The sequence below is a fragment of the Hyalangium versicolor genome (assembly GCF_020103695.1).
Taxonomy (GTDB): domain Bacteria; phylum Myxococcota; class Myxococcia; order Myxococcales; family Myxococcaceae; genus Hyalangium; species Hyalangium versicolor.
The window spans coordinates 265,454-290,600 of record NZ_JAHXBF010000008.1 but is presented as its reverse complement, the minus strand read 5'-3'; the positions used below and the strand labels follow the sequence as shown (position 1 = coordinate 290,600).

The following is a 25,147-nucleotide window of genomic DNA, read 5'->3' as shown; positions in this document are numbered from 1 at the left end:
CATCTGCCGGGAGAAAGTGTCCCCCCGCCGCACGAAGTGTTCACCTGGGGTGCACGAGAACAGGAAGGCGCTCGCCCCGCTGGATACAGGGGCGCATGGCCTGCCCCATGCCCATCGTGAGGACTTGACCTCTCAGAGATTGCGGAGCACGCGCGCGTTCTTGAAGTCGGCCGTAGCGGGGTGCCCGATCCCTGGGAACGGATGTGGGACTTTCAACCCATCGGCCAGATCCTCGAACAACGCACGGGCGAGCTGGACCCGCTCCGCATGCGAGAAGACCTGTCCCCATGCAAGGTGGCGAAGCGCCTCCGCGCCCGTCTTCGCCTCCGTGTACCGCCGGGTGTGCGGATCGCTCGGATCACAGAGGAAGCGGAGGTAGTGCTTCGGATGACGGTCACGTCCTGGAATCGCCCAGGACTTCCTCTCCGGGCTCTGTTGGTGCGGCACGTTCGGGTGGTGAAGGTAGTCCGGGTCGTCCGTCACGAACGCCTCCAGATCGATGGCGGACGCATCCACGCACGACGGCCGGGTGGCACCGGCGCGAACGAGCGCGGCGGGCTCGGCGAAGAAGTAGGCCTCGATCATGGGAGCGAGCAGGTGAAAGGAGCACTTCTCGCGGACGCGCTGGAGCACCTTCTCTCGAGCTGCCTCCGAAGTCCCGGGGTAGCTCCGCAAGTGAGCCTGAACGGCATCCCTCACGCGAGCTGCCACCAGCGCGGGATGAGGCGCATTGACGAGCTCAAGGTCGTCAATGGCCACCACGAGATCGAGTGGGCCATCCGTCCTTCCAGGCGCCACCTCCGCCACGATGCGCGCCGCGAACTTCTGCAACGTGGTGGGCACTGGCGACACCGGCAACTGCCGGATATCGGCGCTCGTGAATGAGTCCATCGGCTGCTTGCCCAGGGCTTCGAACCGAGCCTCCGGGAAGATCCGCTGCAGTGACTCAGCGAGGCCACGATGCTCACACTTCCCCGTGACGATGAGACCGACCCGTGCACTCACGCCTCGTCGACTCCCGTAGGCGCGCCGTACTCGAGGTGCTCGTAGAGGTCTCCCAGGGAGAAGTGCGCCAGCCAGTCACGCCCCTTGATGCGTTCGAGCGAGACAGGCAGCACCTCGTGCCCCGGCTCCATCACGAACACCTTGTCGGGCAGTTCCTTGAAGGTGTCGAGGATGACGGGAGAGTGGGTGGCCAGCAGCACCGTCACGCCATGCTTATCCGACCACTCACGCGAGGCATCCATCAACCGCCGGATGGCGAACGGGTGGAGCGCGTTCTCCGGCTCATCGATGGCGATGGTGCCGCCAGGTGGGGTGGAGGCGATGGCGCAAAGGTGGAGGAGCATGACGAGGAATCCATCGGGCAGAAGCGATGGAATGAGCGTGGTGTCGCTCGAGGAATGGACCTCGCAGGCCACGATGTTGGCGGCGATGGGGAAGGAGAAGTCCGCGAAGAGCCCGGGGAAGCATTGCTTCAACGCGCGGGTCACGAAGTCGAGCCGATCCTTGTGATCGCGCCGGTTGCGCCAGTTCATCAGGACGGTGAACAGATTGCCGCCATCGCCTGTCAACCGCAGGTCCCCCCCCAGGCGCGACCCCTCACGGCGAAGGTTGGGCAACACGTAGTGGCGGTAGTGCCGGTACCCGGAGATGACCTCCTTCAACGGCTCCAACTGCTTTTCCCAGGCGAGATTGAAAGAGAGCGACGGGCTATCCAGGTGCAGCTTCTCCGCAGGCCCCCACAGACTCTCGGACTCGCTGCGACTGTTACCATCGGACAGTCTCTCGTGGACGATCAGTTGTGCCCCCCCAGGGCCCATCGAGAGCCGGGGACTGAACTCCCAGGCCACCTTCCCCACCAGGAGTTGGAACATCACGGGTTCACTCTCCGGGACCCCGAAGGTTCGCAATCCGTAGGCCCCCCCGTGCTCCTCGATGGCCTTCGGGAATCCCTGGGCTCGCGTGTCCTGGAGGATCTGGAGCGCATCAATGAGCGTCGTCTTTCCGCTCCCGTTGGGTCCTACGAGCGCACAAACGCCCGAGGGGCTCCACTCGACGTGGCGAAGCCCACGAAAGTTCCGAACGGTCAGCGTAAACGCCATCTCCCCTCCTGCACGAGAGCCCGACTCCCAGGTGTCATGATGGCCTCCTGTCGGACAGGGTGCCACTCCTGGATGGCCGACGCGTTCAGGTTCTTACCGCACCGGGGACGCCAGGGCTGGGCCCCATGCCTCAAACCGGGAGGCGGCGTCCCGTCAGCTCGACCTTCGACAGGGTGAGCCGGAAGGGCTCGCCTCTCTGGGCCAGCGTCCCAAGCGCCACCGAGTTCTCCACGAGGATGCCCTCCAGCCCCGAGTCCTCCGAGAGCTTGGAGGCGATGTTGACCGGGTTGCCCGCGATCTCGCGCCCGCCGTTGGCGAGCGGGAAGAGGTAGACTTCTCCATGAGCCAACCCGACATGGGCCTTGAAGCCCAGCCTCCGGTGCTCCTCGATGAGCTCGCGCGCGAAGTCGACCGCCGGCGGGCCCTCGGGGAACAGCAGGATCGCCAGCGAACCATTGGACTTCACCACGTCCGCCCCGTGCAACGCCGCGAGGCGCCGGATCGCCAGGTTGCTCAACGACATGTCCGTGAACGAGTCCAGCAGGAACTCGTGCGGCCCGTGCTCCACCTTCACGAACGCTACCGTCCCCCTGTTGCGGTACTCGGGAAACTCCTCCGTCCCCAGCGCGTCCAGCGAGGCCGAGCGCAGCCGCCCGAGGAAGGCCGCATCGAAGGGCGTCGGATAGTCCGGACTGCCACCATCCATCACCTCCAGGGCTCCGGAGAAGTTCATCAGCGACCAGAACGCGCCCGCCTCCTCGAGATCCGCGCGAACCCGCGAGGCCGCCCGGACCGAGCCCGCGAGACGCAGGAAGATCGACTCCGAGAGGACGATCTCCCCACCCGAGGTGTCATCCTCCGCGATGGCCTCGATGAACTCCGCGCCCTCACCGAACAGCCCGCCGCCCACCCTGTAGCACTCGCAGAGGTGCATGCCGATGCCAACCTGGACCTGCAGGGACTTGACCCGGGCCTGCACCGCGAGCATCTGCGCGACGACTCGCGAGGGATCGATCTCCTCGGGGAAGAACATCTGCGAGTTGTCCGCCGCCCAGATGCCAATGGCCTCGCCGCCAATCGCCGTCCCGTAGGAGTGGATCACCTCCTTGGGCTCGGACACGAGCTTCATCACCTGGGCCAGCGAGTAGCGCTGGGTCAACCGGGACAGGCCCGTCGAATCCGTGGACACAATCGTCCCCCGGACCCGATAGGGCGCCAGCAGCTGGGCATGCCGGGCCGCCGTCTTCTCCATCCCGTTCCAGCCCAGGACGAGCTCCGCGGGGATGGCTCCCGCGATGTCCTGTCGAAGATCCGCCAGAGAGATGTTGTAGGTCGCCATGGATTTTCCCTTGTCAGCGGCCCGAGGGCCTGTGTCCGCCGGCCTCTTCAACTTCCACGCCAGACGCGCACTCGTGCGGAGCCCCTGGGGCACCTGGCCCTCGGGACCAGCTGACACGTCAGAAATGACGTGTCAGCTCGGATGACGCACGAGGACGCAGCCCACCCCACGGGGGTATAAGGTCCTCGCCCGGCCCTGCCCCTCCCCGAGTCCCACCATGCGCAAGCTCATCATCGTGGCCGCTGCCCTGCTGGGTGCCGGGCTCGTGCTCCTGCTCCTCTGGTTCTCGGGAGGAGCCGACACCGATACGGGCCGTGACGAGAGCCCCCAGGAGCGCGCCTCGGCGAAACGGGCCGACACGCGTACCTACCGTGAACGCCCGGAGGATGTGGGCGTGCGCGGCAACGCGGATGCGGGCAGCACTCCCTCCCTGGTGGAGCCTCCCTCCGAGGCAGAGGGGGTGCTGGAGCTGGAGGTACTCGCAGGCGGGAACCCCGTGCCTGGCGCCAGCGCGCGGCTGTACTGGCGAGGCCCTCGAGATCCGAACCTCAACGAGGTGTCCTGGCGGCTGGCGAGCACCGGCGTCACGAATGAACAGGGGCGTGCGCGGCTGGCCGCGAGGCCTGGGAGCTATCTGGTGGCGGTGCGCGCCGCGGGCTACGCCCCCTTACTGCGAGACGTGACGCGCCCCCATGGAGAGGCGAACACCCTGCTGCGCCTCACGCTCGAGCGCGGCCAGGCCCTCGTGGGGCGCACCGTGGTGCAGGGCTCGAAGGAGCCCGTGCCGCTGGTGGAGCTCTCCCTCACGCTGTACGGCAGCCCCGCCGAGAGAGGGCTGCTCGCCGAAGCCCCCGCCGAGGAGCGAATCAACGCCTCGAGCAACCCCCGGGGAGACTTCCGCGTGGAGGGGCTCACCCCCGGGGACTACCAGTTGGAGGCCCGAGCACCGGGGTACACCCGGGCGATCCTCCGCCGCGTGAAGGTGCCCTCGGCCAGCCCTCTGATGGTGGAACTGCAAGCGGCGGGAGTCATCGAGGGCTTCGTCGTGGATGCCCAGGGCCAGCCCGCGGCGGGCGCCGAGGTGCTCGTGAGCGGGCGGGTGCCCGAGGTGACGACGACGGGCTCGGGCGGTGGCTTCTCCGTGGAAGTGGAAGCTGGCTCCCACACCGTGTCCGCCCGGCGCGGCAACGAGGCTGGCGCCCTGGACAAGCCCCTCGTCATCAGCCCGGGAAAGACGGTGCGCGAGGTGCGCATCCAGCTCGGCCAGAGCGCGGTGCTGCGGGGGAAGGTGCTGGCTCGCGGCACGGGCTCGCCCGTCCCAGGGGCTCGCGTGGATGTGAGCCCCTACGGGAGCAGCGGAGACTGTGGCCGGGCCGTGACGGATGACGCGGGTCTCTTCTCCGTCGAGGGCCTGGCACCGGGCAGTTACGATCTGGTCGTCAGCGCCTCGGGCTTCGCCACCCTCAGCCGGCGCGCGCTCACCGTGTCCTCGGGCGATCAGTTCCCCGTGGAGCTCCAGCTCGCGGGCACCGGCGCGGTGGAGGGCTCCGTGAGGGATTCTACCGGTCAGCCCGTGGCGCGGGCCCAGGTGGTGAGCAACTCCCGCTGGGGCGACGCGATCGACAGCGAGGCCCGCACCGATGCCGAGGGGCACTACCGGCTCGAGGAGCTCCCCGCCGGCTCCCTGAGCATCACCGTCCGCCGGGAAGGAGATTCGCTCGGCAAGAGCCAGCTGGTGGAGGTGGTGGGGGGCGACACCGCGCAGCTGGACTTCAGTCTGGAGGACACAGGCACCGTGGAGGGCGTGGTACGCACGGGCCAGGGCTCCCTGCCCGAGGAAGCACTCGTGGTGCTGGCCTATCCCCGCAACAAGGGCTTCCTCCCCACGGACTTCCGTCCCGTCGAGGTGGATGCCACGGGTGCCTTCCGGATGACGCTCCAGCCCGGCTCCTACGAGCTGCGCGCCAGGCTCCTGGACCAGTGGTCCTTCGGCAACGGAGAGGCCACGCCGGTGGAAGTCCTCGCCGGGCAGACCGTGCGCGTCGAGCTCGCCTGGAACGGCGATGCGCGCGAGACGGACAGGCTCCAGGGTGTCGTCCTCGAACCGGATGGCATGCCCTCTCCCGAGGCCTTCGTCATGGTCTCCCCCCCGGACCAGGCCCTGGGCTCACGCGCCTCGGCGAGCGCGGACGCGCAAGGCCGCTTCTCGATGGCCCTCCCCTCTCGAGTGGCCACCAGCCCGAGCCGCCTGAAGCTCGTCGCGCGCAATGGAGGACGCACCGGTGAGCTCCTGGACGTGCGGCCCGGAGAGCAGCAGGTGGTGGTACGGCTGCGGCCCGCAGCCTCGTTGCGCGGCCGGGTGGTGCGTGCCGGCGGAGGCGCTCCCGTGAAGGGCTTCAGCCTCACCCTCCAGTCCCAGAACCTGCAGGACTTCCCCCTGGGCAACGGCACCTGGGAGTTCCCCGGCGAGCGCTTCGAATTGCGAGACGTGTCGGCCGAGCCCATGCGCCTGTTGGTCCGCACCACGGACGGCCAGGGAGGAGAGGCTCTCGTCTCTCCGAGTGCGGGAGCCGAGACCGAGGTGGAGATTCGCTTGAAGGGCACCGCCCGCGTGCGTGGCCGGGTGGTGGATGCCGTCACGCAGGAGCCGATCGCCGGGGCTCTCGTCCTCATCGTGGAGGACCGTCCCCTGGATCCCGACAAAGCCACGGGGACCGATGGGCGCTTCCTGCTCGAGGGAGTGGCGACCGGCCAACGCCTCCTGCTCGTCATCAGCGGCAAGGACTCCGAGCGCATGCCGGTATCACTCGAAGAGGGGCAGGACCTGGACGTGGGAGATGTCCGGCTCGGCCCCAGAAGCCCTCAACCGGAAAATCCAGAAATAGAGTAGATTCCAGCTCCCCTGAAGAGGCGGGTGAGGCGCACCTCTCACGCACTGTTCACTGTCCTGTCACCCGGTGGTGCTAGCTCTCCGCCGCCTCAGGCCCCACCCCTCTTCACACCCAAGGAGCTCCCTTGCATCCCCAGTCTGCCTTCCGCGCCTCACTTCGACGCTTCCTGCACCTGTCCGCCGTGCTACCCCTGGCGGCGGGCTGCGCCATCACCCTGAGTGCCTGCAGCGATGACGAGAAGGAGGATCCCCTGCCGGGCGACGAGTCCGTTCCCGCCCTCGCCGAGAAGCGCCTCGTGGTGGGCCACCGCGGCGCCAGCGCCCTGCGGCCCGAGCACACCCTGGCCAGCTACCAGAAGGCCATCGAGGACGGCGCGGACGTGATCGAGCCGGACCTGGTCGCCACCAAGGACGGCTTCCTCGTCTGCCGGCACGAGAACGAGATCTCCGGAACCACCAACGTGAAGGACGTGGCGAAGTTCGCCGACCGCAAGACGACGAAGATCGTCGACGGCGTCTCGCTCGAGGGCTGGTTCACCGAGGACTTCACGCTGGCCGAGATCAAGGAGCTCAAGGCCCGTGAGCGCATTCCCCAGACGCGCCCGGACAACACGAAATACAACGACCAGTTCGAGATCCCCACGCTCGCCGAGGTGATCGCCCTGGCCAAGAGCATGTCCGCGTCCACCGGCCGGACGATCCACATCTACCCGGAGACCAAGCACCCCACCTACTTCCAGTCCGTGGGCCTGCCGCTGGAGGACCGGCTGATCACCGCGCTCAAGTCGGACCCGTTCACCGCCAGCCAGGCCACCGTCTTCATCCAATCCTTCGAGGTGGCCAACCTGAAGGCCATCCGCGCGACGATTGGCAAGACGCAGGCGAACTGGAAGCTGGTGCAGCTGATGGATGCGGTGGACAAGAAGCCCTACGACTTCGTCGTGGCCAATGATCCGCGCACCTACGGCGACATGGCCTCCGCCGATCAGATGAAGGAGATCGCCACCTACGCGGATGGCGTGGGCCCCTACAAGCTCAACATCATCAATGTGGACAGCGCGGGCAACTTCCAGAAGCCGTCCGAGCTCGTGCCCAACGCCCACGCCGCCAAGCTGCTGGTGCACCCCTTCACCTTCCGCCCGGAGAATGCCTTCCTCACCGCGCCACTCAAGACGACGGGCACGGACAGCACGCGCAACCCGGCCGGGCTCGTCACCGAGCTCCAGACGTACCTGAAGGCCGGCATCGATGGCTTCTTCACGGATGACCCGGCCGTGGGCCGCCAGGCCGTGGATACCTACAAGCCCTGATCCATCCCCCGGCTTTGTCCGGACGCGCCTCCATCGTCCAGGGTACGATGGAGGCGTGGGATGGGCTGGATGACACGTCGATGGGATCAGGGCTGGAGCCCCCGCCTCGGGGCCTGGGTGGGCCTCGTGCTGCTCGGCCTGCTACTGGCGCCTCTGGGCCAGGGGGCCGCCTCAGAGTCCTCCCGCAAGCGCCCGCCCATCGTCTTCGGCGGCAACGTCGTGCTCATCGACGAGGTGTATCTCGCCGTGTTGGATCTGCCGCCCGACTTCCCGGCGGACAAGGCCGGCGCGGCGCAGGTGCGCTCGCGGATCCTCTCCTTCCTGCGCCGCTCGGGCTATGAGCTGGCGCGCGTGGAGACGGCGGTGGAGGACGGCCGCATCGTCGTGGACATCGACGAGGGCCGCGTCGAGAAGGTCATCCTCCGAGGCCAGGGCTCGCTGCGCACCGTGCAGGTGCTGCTCAACCTGAGCCTGCCTCACAACGTCTTCAACCGCCCCGCCCTCGAGCGGCAACTCGCGGTGCTGAAGGCCCAGAATGGCGTGGAGGTGGAGCGCTTCGAGCTCGTCCCCACGAACGAGGTGAAGCACGTCGGGCCCCAGGTCGAGGATCTCGGCCCCATCGTCGACGACATTGGCCGGTTCGTGGGCCACCCGCTCATCCCTCCGCAGGCCGACTATGAGCTGCAAATCCTCTTCCGCCGCCGCGATTGGTCCCCGGGCCCTGGCGTCGTCGCCGGACTGAGCGGGGTGGATGGCTTCCGGCTCGGGCTGGAGTACCGCGGCGCGAGCTCGTGGGTGCCCAAGGATCGCTGGTCCGCCAACGCTCAGGTGGGAGCGAAGATCCGCTCGCGCATCTCCGATGATCACGCGTACCTGGCCCTCACCCGGGCTCAGCTCGAGGCGCAGTGGTACACGCCACCCATGCCCCTGGGGCTGCGGCCCGTGCTGGCCGCGCGAGCCGAGCTCATCAGCCGCCAGCGTCCGGACATCGGCCTGGAGAGCTTCTTCGCCACCCGGCTGCAGCTCACCATGGGGTTGAGCTACGAGTTCTTCCAGGGCACCTGGGTCGCGCTCGGACTGGGGGCCGAGAAGCTCGATGTCTTCGGACTCAAGCCCGTGGAGGGACAAGGCGTGGCCGGCGGTGTGGGCCCCAGCTCGACACTCCAGCCCTATGTCCACGGCACGGCTCTCATCACCTTCGACACGGATGACATCCGCCGAGATCGGCACACGGAACTCGAACTGGCGGCGCGGCACTACCCCGGGGAGTCTGGAAAGGGCTACGGCGTCACCACCTACCGCTACCAGCAGGTGACCGAGGTCGGCTGGCATGACCTGTGGCTCACCAGCCGGGGCGCCTGGCTCTGGGGCCAGGTGCCTTTCATGGAGGAACAGCCGGTGGGCGGGCTCCACGTCCGAGGCGTCTTCGGTGAGCGCTTCCATGCCCGGCACGTCCTGAGCGGAGGGGCCGAGGTGCGCTTCTCGCTGAGTCGCGACATCTACAAGGTGGGAGGCTTCGTGGACGTCGCGGTGTTCGGGAACATCGACCGGAGTACGGGCCTCGCGCGAGCCAAGGTGGTGGGCAGCACCGGCCCGAGCTTCCACGTGCTCGTGGCCGACGTGTTCCAGGTGGACCTCTATTATGCCCTGGGCTTCGCTGGCAACGGAGAGGCCGAGCGCGGCTTCACGCTCGCGCTCAAGCAGGCCTTCTGATCAGGGAGTCCCCGGCGAGGGCGGAGGCGGCGGAGGGGGCGACAGCGGCGGAGGCGCAGACGGGAGGATGGGCTCCGCGGGCTGCTCGTACTGCTGCTGCTGCTCCTGTGGAGGCGGCTGCACGCCGCTCAAGGGCTCCAATTCGTAGTGGTGCTCGGGCTTGTAGCCCATGACCCACAGGAACGGGATGAGCACGAACGCCCCGCCGATGCAGGGGCCGAGTTGGAACTCCTCGTTGCGCACGATGACGGCCTCGAAGTCCTCGTACCCCTCCTTCTTGAGCTTCACCCGCGTGGTGGAGCTGACGGTCTTCGTGTCCTCGTGGACATAGGGCGTCTTCCCCACCCGGCTGCCATCGATATAGACAGTCGCCCCCGAGGGGTCGCTGCGAATCACTGTCGAGCTGACGCACCCGGTGAACAGGGTGAGCAGGGTGGAAGCCGCGAGGAGACGGCGGTACACGCGGGAGTGTCTGGACATGGCCGGCGGGATAATGTGATGCCCCCATGCTGTCAATCCTGAGCACCCTCTCCCTGTTGACGCTCGCGGTGCCCCCGCCTCCCTTCGGGAGCGCGCGCCATCCCGTCACGCGGGAGGTGCAGCGGCCTGTGTCTCTCCATGCCACGCCCGCTCCGCGCGGCGACTTCCTGGGGGTGGCTTTCGGCTTCTACCAGACAGTCGTCACGCCCATGGACGGGCCGCGCTGCCAGCACCGGCCGACGTGCTCGCTCTATGCCCGGCAGGCCATGGCGCGGCACGGACTGGTGGGGCTGTGGCTGGCGTATGACCGACTGCTCCGGGATGCCCGCTCGTCCGCGATCCGCCGGCTGCCCACGGCGCTCGAGCACGGACGGCTGGTGTACCTGGACCCTCTCGAGGAGAGCACGTTCTGGTTTCCCTGACCCTGCTGGCCCTGGTGCTCGCGGCCTCGCCTGAGGCGGACTCGCAGTTGGGCTTCGCCCACGCGCTGCGCGCCGAGGGCGACTACTACCGCGCGATCAGCGAGTACAAGCGCTTCCTCTACCTGTACCCGGACTCGCCCGCGGCGGACGAGGCCCGGCTGGGCATCGGCCGTGCCTACGTGTTGGGCGGACAGGCCGATTTCGCCGAGGAGTACCTGCACTCGCTGGAGGCGCTGTCTCCCGAGTGGCGCACCCGCGCGCGGCTGGAGATCGGCTGGGCGCGCTACACGGGTGGGCACCCCGAGAGGGCCATCCTCTCGCTGCGAGCCTTCCTGCGTGAGCAGGGCTCCCAACAGGGCGCGGACGTGGACCGTGCGCGCTACCTGCTGGGCTGGGCCCTGCTCAGTGAGGGGGACGGAGAGCAGGCAGCGCAGGCCTTCGCCTCCATCACGCCCTTCCCCGCGCAGGGCCGGCTCACCGAGGCGGCCCGGAGTTGGGGCGCCCTGCCGCGCAAGTCCCCCGCGCTCGCGGGAGTCCTGTCCATCATCCCTGGCGCGGGGCATGTCTACATCGGTGAGCCCGTGGTGGGGCTGGCCGCCCTGGCCTGGAATGGCCTCTTCTCCTATGCGCTCTATGAGTCCATCCGGGGTGGCCAGGTGGGCTTCACCGTGCTCCTGGGCGCGCTGGAATTGCTGTGGTACTCGGGCACCATCTTTGGAGCCGTCAACGGCGCGCAGAAGTACAACCGCGACGCGCGACAGGAAGCGCTCGATGGGCTCAAGGCTCGGTACGACGATCACCCCGAGGCATGGCCTCCTCCCTCCGTGCCCAGCCCGTAACGCCCATTCGCCCGAGTAGACGGCGCCAAAGCCTGCTAAGAGAGGGCGCGTTCCTACTCACCCGAGGACGCCGCCTTCATGTCACACGTCGATCCGAACCTGCGCCGGGAACTCTTCGGCTGGTACAGCCACCGGCTGGGCATGGACATGCCCATCGTCCGCTACGGCCACTGGGGCCCCGCGATGCTGCTCTTCCCCACCGCCGGGGGAGACTTCCTCGAGGCCGAGCGCATGGGGCTCATCCGGTCCGTCGCGCACCACCTGTTCGCGGGCCGGTTCCAGATCTTCAGCATCAACAGCATCAACCCCTGGGCGTGGATGAACCACCACATCCCCATGCACGTGAAGGCCCACAACCAGGCGCGCTACTCGGAGTACGTGGAAGAGGAGGTCGTCCCGCACATCCGCAACTGCCTGCAGAACGGGCACGCCCGCATCGGCGCGGCGGGAGCCAGCTTCGGGGCCTTCCACGCCGCCAACGCCTTCTTCCGGCGCCCGGATCTGTTCGAGGTGCTGGTCGGCATGGGCGGCTTCTATGATCTCCAGGAGGACTTCCTCCACGGCTATTGGAGCGACGAGGTCTACTTCAACAACCCCGTCTCCTATGTGCCCAACCTGCCCGAGGGTCCGCAGATGGACCTGCTCCGGTACCACAGCCGCATCCACCTGCTGACGAGCCGCGGCGCGTGGGAGTACCCCGGGTATTCGCAGCACTTCAGCTACCTGCTGCACCAGCGCGGCATTCCCCACAACCTGGACATCTGGGGCCACGACATGCCCCACGATTGGACGACCTGGTTCCGGCAGCTCGATCACTACGTGGGAGAGCGGCTCGGGTACTGAGCGAGCCACCCTGGACGCGGGAGGCTCGGGCTCGGGCCCGGGCCTTCACCGGGCGGCTCGGGGCATGAAGGCCTGGAGCCCCATGCTCAGGGCAACGACCAGCATGCAGCCGATGACGTTGTACCAGAGGTAGCCAATCGAGCTGAGCAGGAAGAGGGCCACCACGGTGGATTGCGAGAGAACGGCGGCGAGGAAGACGGCATTGCCCCGGACGAACTTGAAGAAGAACGCCACCAGGAAGATGCCCAGGACGGTTCCGTAGAAGATGGAACCGAGGATGTTGACGGCCTGGATGAGGTTGTCGAGCAGTGACGCGAAGTTCGCGAAGGCGATGGCCACCACGCCCCAGAAGACCGTGAACAGCTTCGAGGCGACCAGGACCTGGCGATCCGCAGCATCCTGGCGAATGACGCGCCGGTAGAAGTCGACCGTGGTCGTCGCGCCCAGCGCGTTCAACTCGCTGGCGATCGAGCTCATGGCCGCCGCCAGGATGACGGAGATGAGCAGCCCGAAGAGCCCGCTGGGCAGCCAGTTCTTCACGAAGGTGATGAAGATGTAGTCCGAGTCCTTGGTCTCGGCCTTCGGCAGGGCCCGGGAGACCACGGCCTTGGCGTCCTTCCGAATCGCCTCGGTCGTCCGGGCCGCCTCCTTCAGACGCTCGCGCGCGCTGGCCTCGGCGGCGCTGTCTCCGGATTCGCGGGCCGTCAGGTAGCGCTCCACCTCGGCCTGCTTCGCGGCGTGCGCCTGCGTCCACTTCGACTCGATCGCCGCGAACTCCCCTGCCTGCTCCGTCGCCTGGACGCGCGTGCGCAGCGACTCGTTGAAGAGCAGCGGCGGAGTGGTGAACTGGTAGAACACGAAGACCAGGATCCCCACGAAGAGGATCAGGAACTGCATCGGGATCTTCAGCACCCCGTTGAAGAGCAACCCGAGCCGGCTCTCGGAGATCGATCGGCCCGACAGGTAGCGGCCCACCTGCGACTGATCCGTCCCGAAGTACGACAGCGACAGGAACAGGCCACCGGTGATGCCGGACCAGAAGTTGTAGCGATCCTGGAAGTTGAAATCGAAGCTGACCACGTTCAGCCGGCCGAACGCGCCCGCCACGTCCACGGCGCGGCCGAAGGACACGTGCTCGGGCAGCCGCCAGAGGATGACGAGAGCCGCCACGACCATGCCGCCGAGCATCACCACCATCTGCTGCTTCTGCGTCTGCGCGACGGCCTTGGCGCCGCCCGACACCGTGTAGAGGATGACCAGACCGCCCATGGCCACGATGGTCGGCTCGAGCGGCCAGCCCAGCAGCGTGGAGAGGATGATGGCGGGAGCATAGAGGGTGATGCCCGAGGCCAGCCCGCGCTGGATGAGAAAGAGGAAGGCCCCCAGCAGGCGCGTCTTCAGATCGAAACGCGACTCCAGGTACTCGTAGGCGGTGAGGACCTTCAGCCGATAGTAGATGGGGATGAAGACCGCGCTGATGATCACCATCGCGAGCGGCAGTCCGAAGTAGAACTGCACGAAGCGCATCCCATCCTCGTACGCCTGCCCGGGGACGGAGAGGAAGGTGATGGCGCTGGCCTGCGTGGCCATGACGGCCAGGCCGATGGTGGTCCAGCGCATCTCGTAGCCGCCGCGCAGGTACTCATCGGAGGTACGCGCGCCGCGCGTCTTCCAGATGCCCCACACCACGATGAAGGCCGTGGTCCCGAGGAGGACGAACCAGTCGAGCAGTGTCACGCGTAGGCCCGGGTGAGCGCCCAGAACAGGGCGACGAGCAGGGCCAGGGTGCCCAGCACGAAGAGGTAGATGTTGCGCCAGGAGCCCAACACGGGCGGCGCATCGTCCATCTCCGGACGCGGCGCGGGGGCCACTCCCGCTTCAGGAGGCTTGGGCTCGGTGCTCATTGGGCCAGGAGGTTCGCCATCAGGCGGTAGGCCCCGGGGACACCCGAGGGGAGCTGACGGAAGAAGGCGATGCCCGTGTACACGAAGGCCCCCTTGCCGTGCCGGGCAACCAGCAGTCCTCCGCGCAGCGGCGGCTCGCCAGAGTCATTCATGGAGAACACGGGCCGATAGTGCTCGTCCCACTTCGAGGCGAAGTAGAGGCCTCGCTCCTGGACCCAGCCCTCGAAGTCGGCGGGCGTGAGGCGGTTGGGCGTGCGCAGCAGCGGCTCGTCTGGGGTGAGGGGCGTCATTTCCGCCTTCTCATCCGTCACGCGATCCCGGCCGATCTCCAGCGGGTACGGGCCCACAAAGGTGGGCAGCGGCCCCACCCGGCTGTTGGTGTTGTACTGGACGATGAGCCGCCCACCCTTCTCCACGTACTCCAGGAGCCGCTCGCGGTGCACCCCCAGGCGCGGGTTGGCGTTGAAGGCACGCACGCCAACCACGATCGCCTCGAAGCGCTGGAGCTGCTCACGGTCCAAGCGTTCCTCGGGGAGGATCGTCACCTCATACCCCACGGCGGCGAGGCTCTCGGCCACGCGATCGCCCGGCCCGGGGATGTAGCCAATGCGCTTCACCTTCGTGGCGAGCGTGACAGGGACCAGCGCCGCCTCGGAGGCCTGGCGCACCGTCTGTGGAGGGATGTGCTCATGGCTCACCGTGCGCACGCGCCAGGACTCCGAGCGGCCCCCGCTCTCGACGAGGACGCGCAGCCGGCTCCGCTCACTCGCCCCCTTGGCAGGGGTGAGCTTGAACTGCACCGTGCGCTCATCCCCGCGCGCGGCGAGTTGGAAGGGCACCTCGGCGGGCTCGGACCGCCAGCCAGCGGGCAGCTCGAGCCGGACCTTGCCCGTGGCCTCCGCCCGGCCCGCGGCCAGCACCACCGAGACGGTCTGGGGCTCGCCGTTGGGGAACATGATGACCTCACGATCCAGCGTCGCGGTGACAACGGGAGCGATCTCGAAGTCGCGATAGAGCTCTCCGCGCACGGGATCCGTCCACACGTAGACCACCGGCCGCTTCACCGTGAAGCGCTTGCCGCCCACCTCGCAGAGGAACGCGACCTCCAGCGCGGGATCGCCCTCCGGCCGGCCGATAAGCGCGCGGTCCGGCACCTCGTAGAGCCCACCGGTGGGGCGCTGGCGCAGCCAGTAGGGCGTCGAGATGGATGCCTGCTCCGGGAGCATCACCGGCTGGGAGAGCTTGAACGGCGTGTGCTCGGCCAGATCCTTGCCCACCGCGGTGGACGCGCCGCCCGGCAGCGTCACGCTCACCAACCGGATCGCCGCGGGCGAGCGATTCAAGGCCATGAGGTCCACCGTCACCTGGCCGCCCGGCACGCCCGTCGTCTCAGGCGCACGCGCCTCGAGGAACAGGCCCGCGCACCCGGCTACGAGCGCCTCCGTCTCGCGCAGTTTGATCGCCTTCCACGGGTTGTCCTCGGGCAGGGCCGAGATCGCCTCGTGGACGCGCAGGAGCGCCGGGATGCTGAGGTGGGGCGCGCTGGGATCAAACCCCTTCGAGGCCGCTTCGACCGCCTGGATGATCTTCTCGGTGCCCTGCCACCGCCGCCACGAGAACTCGAGCCCTTGGAACAGGTCCGCCTGGGGGCGCGTCCCGGCAAGGGGATTGAAGTACTCCGGTTGCGGGCCACGCTCTGCCGGCACGCCAAAGCCCTGGCTCTTGTGCTGGCTGCGGCTCTCCGCGGCGACTTCCCCCCACGAACGCCCCAACAGCGGATTGAAGCCGCCCGCGTCGAGCTTCAAGTACCCGGACAGGTCGGCGTCCGGCTTCAGGCCCCACGTCGAGACGTTGTTCAGCAGCCGGTCGGCCTTCCACGGCTTGAGCGTCCCCAGTTGCTCAGGGAAGCGCTTGGGGTCAGCCGCGGCCGCGAAGGCCTCCTCGGCCAGCAAGGCCGAGGCCGTGTGGTGGCCGTGGTTCGGCGGCAGCGTGGTGAAGCGCGTGACGATCACGTCCGGCTGGAAGCGGCGAATGGCGAGCACCACGTCGGACAGCACTTCCTCCCGCCCCCAGATCCGCAGCGTCTCCTCGGCACTCTTCGAGTAACCGAAGTCGCGCGCGCGCGTGAACATCTGCTCGGCGCCATCGATGTGCCGCGCCGCGAGCAGTTCGTGGGTGCGAATGAGCCCCAACAGCTCGTCCTGCTCGGTCCCGATGAGATTCTGTCCGCCGTCTCCGCGCGTCATCGAGAGGTAGCCCGCGCGCAGGCCGCGCCCACCGACGAGCCAGGCCAACAGCCGGGTGTTCTCGTCGTCGGGGTGAGCGGCGACATAGAGCACGCTCCCCACGACTCCCAAGCGCTTGATCCCCGCCGCCAGCTCGCCCGCGTGAGGTTGGTGAGCAGGTTGTGCAGCGGCTGTCGACCAGACTGCGAGGCTCATGGCCAGCATCATCCCGAGAATGCTCAGGTTCCTCATTCAGGCGGACCCTAATCACAAGGCCGCCTGGGCGCGCGAAATTCTTTCCCGCGTCGGCAGGATCCGCCGATCCGCACTCTCCGTGCTCTTCAGGCCATTCGCCTTCGCCCCAGCTGCGGGGACCTGCTATCACCGCCGCGTGACGTCCTCTTTCTCGGCCGACTGGCTCCGCGGCGATCCGCGCGCACTTCGCTTCCTTCCCGATCGTTTCCGTCACCGCATGGCCCGCGCTGAAGCCGTGGCCGCCGCCTCCTCCCGCGTCGTGGCACCCGCGCTTCACGAGGCGCTCGTGGCCCGAAACGCGCGGCTTCCCTCCAGCCCCGCCCGTGAGCGAAACCTGGAACTGCTCACCCGCCCCGGCACCGTGGCCGTGGTCACCGGCCAGCAGGTGGGCCTCTTCCTCGGGCCGCTCTTCACCCTCTACAAGGCCGCCTCCGCCATCCTCGCTGCCCGCGCACTCGCCGAGGAGACAGAGCGCCCGTGTGTCCCTGTCTTCTGGCTGCAGACCGAAGACCACGATCTCCCCGAGATCGATCACTGCTTCGTTCCGCGTGGCACCGGCGCGCCCCTGCGTCTGTCGCTCCAACACGCGGATGCGGCCACCTCTCGTGCCCCCGTCGCCCACCGCCGGTTGGGCGAGGGTGCGCCCGTGGCGCTCGCGGCGCTGCGCGCCGAGCTGGGCGGCCAGCCCCATGCAGGGGAGTTCCTGGGGCTGATGGAGCGCGCCTACCGCCCCGAGGCGACGATGGCGGACGCCTTCGCCGAGGTCCTCGCGACGCTCTTCGCCGACGAGGGACTGGTGTTCCTCGATCCGCGCGATCCGCGCCTCGGGCCGCTCGCCGCGCCGGTTCATCGCCGGGCCATCGAGGAGGCCTCGGCCATCTCCACCGCGCTCGGCGCCCAGGGCAGTGCCCTCGAGGAGGCAGGCTTCTCCGAGCAGGTCCACATCCGCCCTGGCGCACCGCTGGGCTTCTTCTCTCCCGACGGAGTCGAGGGAGCCCGCTATCGCCTGGACCCGGGCGACGTTCCGGGGATGTGGAAACTCGTGGGGCACCCGGAGAACGCTGCCGTGTCGACGGCCGAGCTCCTCTCCTGGCTGGAGCGCGAGCCCCTGCGCTTCACCACCTCCGCCCTGCTGCGCCCGATCCTTCAGGATACCTGGCTGCCCACGGCGGCGTACGTCGGTGGGCCGGGAGAGATCGCCTACTTCGCGCAGCTCGCGCCGCTCTATTCGCACGTGGGACTGCCCATGCCGCTTATCCTGCCGCGCTCCCGCTTCCGCGTGCTCGATGACCGCGTACGGGGCCTGCTCGACAAGCTCGGCCTCTCGCCGGACGAGGTGGCCACGCCGCGAGACGAGCTGCTGACCCGGCTGGCCACCCATGGCGCGGGAGAGGGCTTCGACCCACCCGAGGCTGTCGAGGCCCGGCTCATGGGCACCCTGGCGCCTGAACTCGCCCGCCTCGGCGAGCGCATGGCCACCCTGGACCCGAGCTTCGCTCACGCCATCGAGCGCACCGAGGAGAGCGTCCGCCTGGCCCTCTCCCGCCTCGTGGCCAAGTACAGCCGCGCCCTGGCCCAACGCGATCAGGTGACCGCCGAGCGCCTGGACAGGCTTCGCACCTATCTGCTCCCGGACGGAGCGCCGCAAGAGCGCATCTACAGCCTGCCCTACTACGCGTGTCGCTTCGGAGCCCGCGCCTTCACGCGCCAGGTGCTCGAGTCCTGCGCGCCGTTCTCGGGGGCGCTCGAGGACCTGAAGCCATGACGCCCTCCCCGGCCCATGGACTCGAGGTGCTCGCCTTCGGTCCCCACCCCGATGATGTCGAGCTGTTCTGCGGCGGGCTCATGGCGCGCATGGCCAGCCTGGGCTACCGCACCGGCATCATCGATATGACGCGCGGGGAGAAGAGCTCCCGCGGTACCCCAGAGACACGCGCCGCCGAGACCGAGGCAGCCTCCCGCGTGCTGGGGCTCACCGTCCGCGAGAACCTGGGCCTGCCCGATGCCTGGATCCACCCGTGGGCCGGCTTCGACGCGCCCGAGGCGGAGCGAGCGAAGGCCGCTCCCGTGACGCGCGTCGTCGAGGTGCTGCGCCGCCTGCGGCCCGAGCTCGTCGTCGTCCCGTGGGAACATGAGCGCCATCCGGACCACGAGGCCACCAGCGCGCTGGTGACGCGCGCGCTGTTCTTCGCCGCCGTCCGCCGCTTCGAGACGGAGTCTGACCTGGAGCCCTTCACCCCCCGGCAGGTCCTCTATTACCCGCTGCGTCATCTGGCGGAGCCGAGCGTCATCGTCGACGTGACGGAGTCCTACGAGCGCAAGCGAGAGGCCATCCACTGCTACGCCAGCCAGGTGCAGCCGCGGCCGGATGCGCCCCAGACGCTGGTCGGCTCGCCCCTCTCGGTGTCCTCGCTCGAGGCCCGAGACCGCTTCTACGGCGCCCACATCGGCGTGGCCTACGGCGAACCCTACGTGCTGCGCGAGACGCCAGGCCTGGCCGATCCCGTGGATCACTTTCGTCGGAATACCTTTGCCCGGCCGCTGTTCTTCCCGCCGCGCCGATGACAGACCGTCGCCTCAACCTGGCCATCACCTGCTTCTCCACTTTCGGCGGCAGCGGAATGATCGCCACCGAGATTGGCCTGGCGATGGCGGAGCGTGGCCACCGCGTGCACTTCATCGCGCGAGAGCTGCCCGTGCATCTCCACGGCACCCGCCACCCGGTGCTCTTCCACGAGGTGACGGAGAGCACCTACCCAGCGCTCCAGAACTCGGGGACGTACCCGCTGGCGCTCGCCTCCAAGATGATCGAGGTCTGCCAGAAGGAGCGCCTGGACATCCTCCACGTGCACTACGCGGTGCCCCATGCCACGGCCGCGTGGATGGCACGTGAGGTGCTGGGGCCCCGGGCTCCGCGCATCGTGACGACGCTCCATGGGACGGACACCACGCTGGTAGGTATCGAGCCCAGCTACCTGCCCATCACCCGCTTCTCACTCCTGCGCAGCGACGCGGTGACGACGCCCTCGGCGTTCCTCCGGCGCGCCACCTGGGAGGGCTTCCATCTCTCGCCGGAGACGGTCCCCATCGAGGTCATCTTCAACTTCGTTGACACGGTGCGCCATACGCCCCGCCGCAATCGCGCGGGGCTGCGACGGCTCTTCCCGGAGCTCGGAGATGGCGAGCCGGTGCTCATCCACGTGTCGAACTTCCGCCCCGTCAAGCGCATCCAGGACGTGTGCACCATCTTCGCCGAGGTCAACCGCCGATTGCCGTGCCGGCTGGTGATGATCGGTGACGGCCCCGAGCGCGAGGGCGCCGAGCGCCGCCTGGGCGAGCTGGGCCTGGAGGAGCGCGTGGCCTTCCTGGGCAACCAGGAGGACTTCGTCGAGCTGCTGGCTGCCTGCGACGCCTTCCTGCTGCCCAGCGAGAAGGAGAGCTTCGGCCTGGCCGCGCTCGAGGCGCTGAGCTGCGGCGTCCCCGTGGTCGCCAGCGACATTGGTGGCGTTCCGGAGCTGGTGAGCCATGGAGAGACGGGCTACCTGGCGCCCGTGGGGGACGTGAGCGCCATGGCCGCCCGCGTCCTCACGCTGCTGCGAGACGCAGCCCTCTGGAAGGCCTGCTCGCACCGCGCGCGCGAGCAGGTCCTCGCGCGATTCCAGCGGGCGCCCGCCATCGACCGCTACGAGGCCCTCTACCAGCGGCTCGTAGCGGCGGCCCACCGCTGACTACTTCTTGTCCTTCCAGTCCGCGAGGGCCTTGGCCACCGCGTCCTTGTAGAAGAAGTTGGGCGACTTCTGGCCCAGGTCCCAGGCCACCTGCGCGTGCTTGCGAGCCTCCGCGTAGTTGCCCTTCTTGGCCAGCAGCTCCGCCTTGACCCAGTTGTTCTGCCAGTTCGAGTCGATGGAGATGGAGGTGTCCACGTACTTCAGCGCCGTGTCGACGTCCTTGAGGTTCTCGGCGACATAGCTGGCCGCGCTCATATGCGGGCGCCACGCATTGTCCAGCGCGCTCTTGATGTTGGCCTGGGCCTGCCCCACCGTGTCCACCTGGATGGGCACCGAGATACGCAGCTTCTCCCACTCCAGATCGAGCGAGGTGCCCGTATCGGTCGTGTTGGAGAAGAGGAACGTCAAGCGCTCGCGATTCGGGATGGGAGCGGTCGTCGCGCTCACTCGCACCACGTCATCGGCGGCGTCGTACGACTTGCCCTGCCACAGGCCGAGCTCCTTGTTCAGCGCGATCGACCAGCCCTTCTGCGAGGGGAAGGAGACAATGGCGTAGGTGCCCGCGGGAACGGGCTTGCCGCCGAACGTCACATCCCGGCTGAAGGTGATCTTGGTGGACGCGTTGGCACCGGAGCGCCAGGGCGCGTCCCAGGGCACCAGGGCGCCCCAGATCTTGCGGCCCTTCACTCCGGGGCTGGAGTACTCGAGCGAGATGTCGGTGAGGCCCACCTGCTGCATCACCTTGGCTGCGGGGCTGGGAGCCGGCAGTTGGAGTTGGGCCGACACGGGCAGCGCGATCAGCGCCACCAGAATCACGAACACACTCTTGAACGCAGTGTTCTTCATTGTCCTCAAGGGTCCCTTCCCGAAGAGGAAGGGGGGGAAATGGGTCGCCGCCTCTATAGACCGGTCCCTCCAGGAGACCAAGGGCAGGCTTTGATGGGAAGGACGCCCTCCCCCCAAGGCACTCCTCATCCCCGGAGGGAGTGTCTAAATCCCCCATGAATGCCAGGTGCCCCCATCGTGCCTGGAGGGGAAACATGGAGCCAAGCGCACGACAGGAACTGGAACAGCGGATCCACGACTGCTGCAAGCGCGGCGATACGGGGAGCGCCGTGCAGGTCGCGCTGGAAGGCTATGGGCCCGAGTTCATGCGGCTGCTGGGGTCCATCCTTCATGATCGGGAGCAGACGCGGGATGCCTACAGCATCCTCACCGAAAACCTGCTGAGGGACCTCCCGACGTTCCGTTGGGAATGCTCCTTCCGGACGTGGGCCTATCAGGTAGCCCGCCACATCGCCTACCGCATGGCCAGCTCACAGGCCGCACGGGAGGAGCCGGTCAGCCTGGGGGCTCTCCGTGACGAGGCCCAGCCAGAACGGAGCCTGGCGAAACCCTGGCTCCAAAGCAACGTCAAGGCCCGCTTCCGGGAGCTACGCGAACAGCTCTCCCCGCATGAACAGACCATCCTCCTGCTGCGAGTGGATCAGCGGCTGTCCTGGTACGACGTGGCCCGCTCGATGAGCAATCCAGAGGAGGTCCTGTCTCAGGAGGCGCTCGAGCGCAAAGCCGCTGTGCTGCGACAGCAGTTCCAGAGGATCAAGGCGCGGCTGAGAGAACTCGCACGGCAAGCGGAGATGCTCTCGTCCGGCGAGAATGCTTCCCTCTAGCGAGGAGCACGCGCGGTACGAGGGCTCCTGGCCTCGTGCCTTCCTGGAGGGCGCTGCGCTCCTCCGGCTCGTCCTGGAGCCGTCCGGCAAACGGCCGGAGCGTTTCTATACCTTCCTGTCCACCCACAACCTGTTGTCCGAGCACAGCCTGTTCATGAACCTGGGGTACTGGGCTGATCCCAGGGTGCGAACACTCGACGAGGCCAGCCGTGCACTCGCGGAGTTGCTGGGACGAACAGCCCGGCTGGGCCCCCGGGACGAGGTGTTGGATGTGGGGTTCGGCTTCGGGGATCAGCTCCTCTACTGGACGGGGAGCTTCCATCCCCAGCGGCTCACGGGCATCGATCTCACGCCGCTGCATGTCGACATCGCTCGAGAGCGGATGGCGCGCGTCGGCCTGGCGAGCCGAGTCCTGCTCCAGGTGGGCTCGGCCACCCGGCTGCCCTTTCCCGCCAGGCGCTTCGACAAGGTGGTGTCGCTCGAGTCCGCCTTCCACTTCGACACGCGCGAGGACTTCTTCGCCGAGGCATGGCGGGTGCTGAGGCCCGGAGGGAGGCTCGCCCTGACAGACATCCTCCCACTGCCCGGACACCGGTTCAGTCGCCCGTTCCAGGCCGTGTGGCAGATTCCCAGGGAGAACCTCTACAGTCGCGAGGAGTACCCCTCGCGGTTGATGGCGGCGCACTTCGAAGGCGTAGAGGTCCACTCCATCCGTGAACATGTCTACGAGCCCCTGCTGCTGTTCCTCGGCCGACGGCTGGAGGCTCCGGAGCTCGTACACCGGATGAACCCACTGCTCCGGCTGGCCAGCAACCCCTGGTGGTACGCACGGCGGGTGCGGAGCACCTTCGACTATGTCCTCGCCACCGGCGTGAAGCCCTTGAGATGAAGGCCGTGGGCCTCTGGGCCCTATCGAGCCAGACTGGGCCCGAGCGCCAGAGCAAGCTCACGCAGGACCACAGCCGGCGTGGGGTTGGGTGCATTCGGCGCTGCCAGCCCCTTCAAGAGAGTGAAGAGCCGTTCCAGCGTGGTCAGCCCGGTATTCAGGACCGCAATGCCTCCATACACCCCGACCAGCATGACGTGCTGGGTGAGCTCCTCGGGGCTCATGCCCATCATCAACCCACAGTAGAGATGGATGCCCAGGAAGACTCCCTGGCCGCGGGAGAAGACCAGGAAGAGTGTGATGAGCTGGCTTTCGCGCCGGGCTGCGAACTGCTTGTATTCCTCGGTGACTGGGAGCTTCGCCTTCGAGTAGAACTGGTCAAGGATGCCGTCGACGAACCACTTCGAATCCGGCAGCTTCTTCCCGAGCACCCTCGCCATGTCGCACAGCACTGCCTCATCGAAGTGATCTCGCAGCTTCTGGAGTTCACGGCTGCCGAGAATCTCCGTGAGGGGGACTGGCTCGACGGAGTCATCTCTTCCCCTGAGCTCGAGTTGACGCGAAATCATGCTTTCAAACATCGTGCTCTCCTGTGATTGATGGGTTCAACCACCCCATTCATACCGTCAACATCCCTGGCCATGCCTTTTCTTCAGGAGGACGCGCGTAGCTTTTCCCAATCATTGACAAACTGATTGAGGGTTTCATTGAAGACGCTGTCATTCCTTGCGTGACAAATGATTTCATCCGCTCTGTGGAAGGCGGTGGCCTGCCGCAGGGGATCCTCGGACGGTGACTTGTGGAAGGACCGGGTGCTCACCAGGGATCCCAGTTCGCCGTTCGCATGGAGCAGCCCGTTGCCACTGGAGATCAGATCCAGCAACCGCTCCACGGGGTTGAGCACCTTCAAGACGCGCCCCAAGTCTCCCGGGATGAGCTGGTGATAGGGCCGGGACTGAGCCGGGTAGCAATTGCAGGAGAACGTCAGATCCGCCCCCAGGTGCGGGAGCCATAGCGCGGGGAGATTGTGCGCGGCGGCACCGTCCACGAAGTGGCGGCATGGCTTCAAGAGCGTGGGCCCCCACAAGCCCGGAGCCGAGCTGCTGGCCCGTGTCGCCAGCGCGAGTGGCCCTCGAGTGAAGACCGTTGCCTCGCCGGTGCTGAGATTCATCGCGACCGGGTGAACGCGAGTGGACAACTGATCGAGCTGGGCATCACCCAGATCCTCCTTGAACACATCCTCCAGCAGCGCGGTGGAGATCATGCTCAGCCAGGTGTACATGCTGATCTCCCCCCTTGTGCACCGGTCGCGGAAGCATTCCAACCCACCCAATCCGCGCACGCCGTAGTACGCCCCCATCACCGCACCAATGCTGCTGCCGGTGATGACATCAATGGGGACCTTCCTGCGCGTCAGCTCTTCCAGGAGCACATAGTGGTAGAAGCCCCAGGCACCGCCTCCACTCAGGGAAATGCCCACCTGGCGATCGGTGATCACCCGCGCGCACCGGGAGAGATGCTGCTTCGTTCGTTCATCCAGCTTTTCGAGCCCGGTGTGCGCCCCCGATAAAAGTTCGTCCGGAAGTTCGATCCAGCACCCTCGCTGGAGCAGGGGCAGTTTCCGTGGGTCGACCGCTCCTTCCAGCTCACCGTCTACCGGGCTGGACGACACGGGCATCAGCAGGATGAAGCGCGTGTCTTGCTCCCACTGCGTCTCAGCCAGCGGTAGCTCTCGGGTGAATTGGAGGGTGGTGTGCTGGAGCGCGGGATGGTGCGCGAGCAACCTGGAGGCTGCCTCGTCGGCGAAGATGCAGTCGAACGCCTCGGGCGCGAAGGGAAGGTTGCCATCCATGACCGAGGCCTGGAACAAGCGGGGGTGCAGGGGCTCGCTGGGGACAAGGGCCGGACTCTTTCCCTTGCGCACGACGACCACCTTGTCCTCGAAGTCATGGACGATGGTCCTCGCGAGGAGCTCCGTCAGGGCATCCAGGTTCAGCGGCGCATGGCTCTGCAGATGGAATACCTTGGTATCCGCAGGGGAGTTGGGCGGAGCCTGAAGGGTCCACGAAAGCGAGCCGCGGGCGTTGTGACTCTCGACGAAGAGCAACCACGCTCCATCCGGTTCGCCCGCACGGAGGTCCACGGGCACCGTGTCCCCCGTTGGGCTCTGCTGCATGATGTAGACGGAGCTCCATCCCAGAGTGGAGAGGAGTTTCTTCCTCTGGCCCCAAAGCCCCACCGAACCGTCCAGCACAACCCAGAGGCCGGGCGTCTCCACCCGGATCCACTCCCCTGGCGGATATCGCCTGGACTGGCCCGTTCGGAACATCCGCAAGAGCCGCGAGGGTCCGAGTCCACACAACTGCGAGCGGCTGAGTGCGGCCAGCGCGTGCCCCTGCTCCACCAAGGGCTCGTTTGCTCTCTTCGTCTCGTGATACCTCCGGGTGCGGCCGGGTGGTTTCACATCGTGTTTCAACGCCATATCCTCCTCCAGGGTGTCTCAATCAGGGGGCGGAGGCGTTGGCTTTTGTGAACGCG

The 25,147-nt window shown here is 67.5% G+C and carries 21 protein-coding genes; 11 read left to right on the top strand and 10 right to left on the bottom strand.

Translation table 11 applies throughout. The features are described 5' to 3' along the window. Positions 1–132 precede the first annotated feature (132 nt). The 3 genes from KY501_RS18890 to KY501_RS18880 all read right to left on the bottom strand — a co-directional run bounded on the left by KY501_RS18890 (position 133) and on the right by KY501_RS18880 (position 3,444). Positions 133–1,005: a hypothetical protein gene (locus tag KY501_RS18890; protein ID WP_224364581.1), complete on the bottom strand. Its 873-nt coding sequence runs from the start codon at positions 1,003–1,005 to the stop codon at positions 133–135. Beyond that, entirely contained in the window at positions 1,002–2,105 is a 1,104-nt protein-coding gene (locus KY501_RS18885) for an AAA family ATPase (RefSeq protein ID WP_224364580.1), read from the bottom strand. Before KY501_RS18885 ends, KY501_RS18890 begins: the two co-directional genes overlap by 4 nt. Before the next feature lie 130 nt (positions 2,106–2,235). Beyond that, positions 2,236–3,444, bottom strand: coding sequence for a nucleotidyl cyclase domain-containing protein (locus tag KY501_RS18880; RefSeq protein ID WP_224364579.1), 1,209 nt, complete (start codon positions 3,442–3,444; stop codon positions 2,236–2,238). Between the two features lie 217 nt (positions 3,445–3,661). Here KY501_RS18880 and KY501_RS18875 point away from each other — a divergent pair, with 217 nt between their 5' ends. The 3 genes from KY501_RS18875 to KY501_RS18865 all read left to right on the top strand — a co-directional run bounded on the left by KY501_RS18875 (position 3,662) and on the right by KY501_RS18865 (position 9,357). Beyond that, positions 3,662–6,334, top strand: coding sequence for a carboxypeptidase regulatory-like domain-containing protein (locus tag KY501_RS18875; RefSeq protein ID WP_224364578.1), 2,673 nt, complete (start codon positions 3,662–3,664; stop codon positions 6,332–6,334). A 125-nt stretch (positions 6,335–6,459) separates the two neighbouring features. Continuing rightward, a complete protein-coding gene (locus tag KY501_RS18870) occupies positions 6,460–7,644 on the top strand; it encodes a glycerophosphodiester phosphodiesterase (RefSeq protein WP_224364577.1) in 1,185 nt (394 codons plus the stop codon). Between the two features lie 69 nt (positions 7,645–7,713). Further along, the gene (locus KY501_RS18865) at positions 7,714–9,357 is read left to right on the top strand and encodes a BamA/TamA family outer membrane protein (RefSeq protein WP_224364576.1); all 1,644 of its coding nucleotides are present in this window, start codon (positions 7,714–7,716) and stop codon (positions 9,355–9,357) included. On the opposite strand, the gene KY501_RS18860 is transcribed toward KY501_RS18865, so the two are convergent. Continuing rightward, positions 9,358–9,837, bottom strand: coding sequence for a PEGA domain-containing protein (locus KY501_RS18860; RefSeq protein WP_224364575.1), 480 nt, complete (start codon positions 9,835–9,837; stop codon positions 9,358–9,360). Positions 9,838–9,863: 26 nt separating this feature from the next. Here KY501_RS18860 and yidD point away from each other — a divergent pair, with 26 nt between their 5' ends. The 3 genes from yidD (at position 9,864) to KY501_RS18845 (ending at position 11,941) form a co-directional block, all read left to right on the top strand. Continuing rightward, entirely contained in the window at positions 9,864–10,259 is a 396-nt protein-coding gene (yidD, locus tag KY501_RS18855) for a membrane protein insertion efficiency factor YidD (RefSeq protein ID WP_224364574.1), read from the top strand. A gap of 14 nt (positions 10,260–10,273) precedes the next feature. After that, complete coding sequence (locus tag KY501_RS18850; RefSeq protein WP_224364573.1) at positions 10,274–11,098, top strand: tetratricopeptide repeat protein; 825 nt, start codon at positions 10,274–10,276, stop codon at positions 11,096–11,098. A 78-nt stretch (positions 11,099–11,176) separates the two neighbouring features. Further along, positions 11,177–11,941, top strand: a complete 765-nt coding sequence (locus KY501_RS18845) for an esterase family protein (protein ID WP_224364572.1) — start codon at positions 11,177–11,179, stop codon at positions 11,939–11,941. Positions 11,942–11,986: 45 nt separating this feature from the next. On the opposite strand, the gene KY501_RS18840 is transcribed toward KY501_RS18845, so the two are convergent. From KY501_RS18840 to KY501_RS18830, 3 genes are read right to left on the bottom strand one after another with little or no spacing between them, the layout of a single operon-like run. Next, the gene (locus tag KY501_RS18840) at positions 11,987–13,678 is read right to left on the bottom strand and encodes a sodium:solute symporter family protein (RefSeq protein WP_224364571.1); all 1,692 of its coding nucleotides are present in this window, start codon (positions 13,676–13,678) and stop codon (positions 11,987–11,989) included. Next, positions 13,675–13,845, bottom strand: a complete 171-nt coding sequence (locus KY501_RS18835) for a hypothetical protein (RefSeq protein ID WP_224364570.1) — start codon at positions 13,843–13,845, stop codon at positions 13,675–13,677. Before KY501_RS18835 ends, KY501_RS18840 begins: the two co-directional genes overlap by 4 nt. Further along, complete coding sequence (locus KY501_RS18830; protein WP_373691621.1) at positions 13,842–16,322, bottom strand: PIG-L family deacetylase; 2,481 nt, start codon at positions 16,320–16,322, stop codon at positions 13,842–13,844. Before KY501_RS18830 ends, KY501_RS18835 begins: the two co-directional genes overlap by 4 nt. A 139-nt stretch (positions 16,323–16,461) precedes the next feature. On the opposite strand from KY501_RS18830, the gene bshC reads away from it, so the two are divergent. Genes bshC through bshA form a run of 3 tightly spaced genes read left to right on the top strand, consistent with a single transcriptional unit; the run spans position 16,462 to position 20,053 of the window. Then, positions 16,462–18,090 (top strand): bacillithiol biosynthesis cysteine-adding enzyme BshC, encoded by a 1,629-nt coding sequence (gene bshC / locus KY501_RS18825; protein ID WP_224364568.1) that lies wholly within the window; start codon positions 16,462–16,464, stop codon positions 18,088–18,090. Next, a complete protein-coding gene (gene bshB1, locus KY501_RS18820) occupies positions 18,087–18,890 on the top strand; it encodes a bacillithiol biosynthesis deacetylase BshB1 (protein ID WP_224364567.1) in 804 nt (267 codons plus the stop codon). Before bshC ends, bshB1 begins: the two co-directional genes overlap by 4 nt. Further along, entirely contained in the window at positions 18,887–20,053 is a 1,167-nt protein-coding gene (bshA, locus tag KY501_RS18815) for an N-acetyl-alpha-D-glucosaminyl L-malate synthase BshA (RefSeq protein WP_224364566.1), read from the top strand. Before bshB1 ends, bshA begins: the two co-directional genes overlap by 4 nt. Here bshA and KY501_RS18810 read toward each other — a convergent pair whose 3' ends face one another. Continuing rightward, positions 20,054–20,899: a DUF2911 domain-containing protein gene (locus tag KY501_RS18810; RefSeq protein ID WP_224364565.1), complete on the bottom strand. Its 846-nt coding sequence runs from the start codon at positions 20,897–20,899 to the stop codon at positions 20,054–20,056. Positions 20,900–21,093: 194 nt separating this feature from the next. Between KY501_RS18810 and KY501_RS18805 the strand changes: the two genes are divergently transcribed. Both KY501_RS18805 and KY501_RS18800 read left to right on the top strand, forming a co-directional pair. Then, positions 21,094–21,723 (top strand): RNA polymerase sigma factor, encoded by a 630-nt coding sequence (locus KY501_RS18805; protein ID WP_224364564.1) that lies wholly within the window; start codon positions 21,094–21,096, stop codon positions 21,721–21,723. Then, positions 21,710–22,612, top strand: coding sequence for an SAM-dependent methyltransferase (locus KY501_RS18800; protein WP_224364563.1), 903 nt, complete (start codon positions 21,710–21,712; stop codon positions 22,610–22,612). The genes KY501_RS18805 and KY501_RS18800 overlap by 14 nt, the downstream gene beginning before the upstream one ends. Before the next feature lie 20 nt (positions 22,613–22,632). Here the strand turns inward: KY501_RS18800 and KY501_RS18795 are convergent, their stop codons facing one another. Both KY501_RS18795 and KY501_RS18790 read right to left on the bottom strand, forming a co-directional pair. Next, positions 22,633–23,178: a carboxymuconolactone decarboxylase family protein gene (locus tag KY501_RS18795; RefSeq protein WP_224364562.1), complete on the bottom strand. Its 546-nt coding sequence runs from the start codon at positions 23,176–23,178 to the stop codon at positions 22,633–22,635. A gap of 83 nt (positions 23,179–23,261) precedes the next feature. Then, complete coding sequence (locus tag KY501_RS18790) at positions 23,262–24,785, bottom strand: patatin-like phospholipase family protein (RefSeq protein ID WP_224364561.1); 1,524 nt, start codon at positions 24,783–24,785, stop codon at positions 23,262–23,264. Positions 24,786–25,147: the final 362 nt, after the last annotated feature.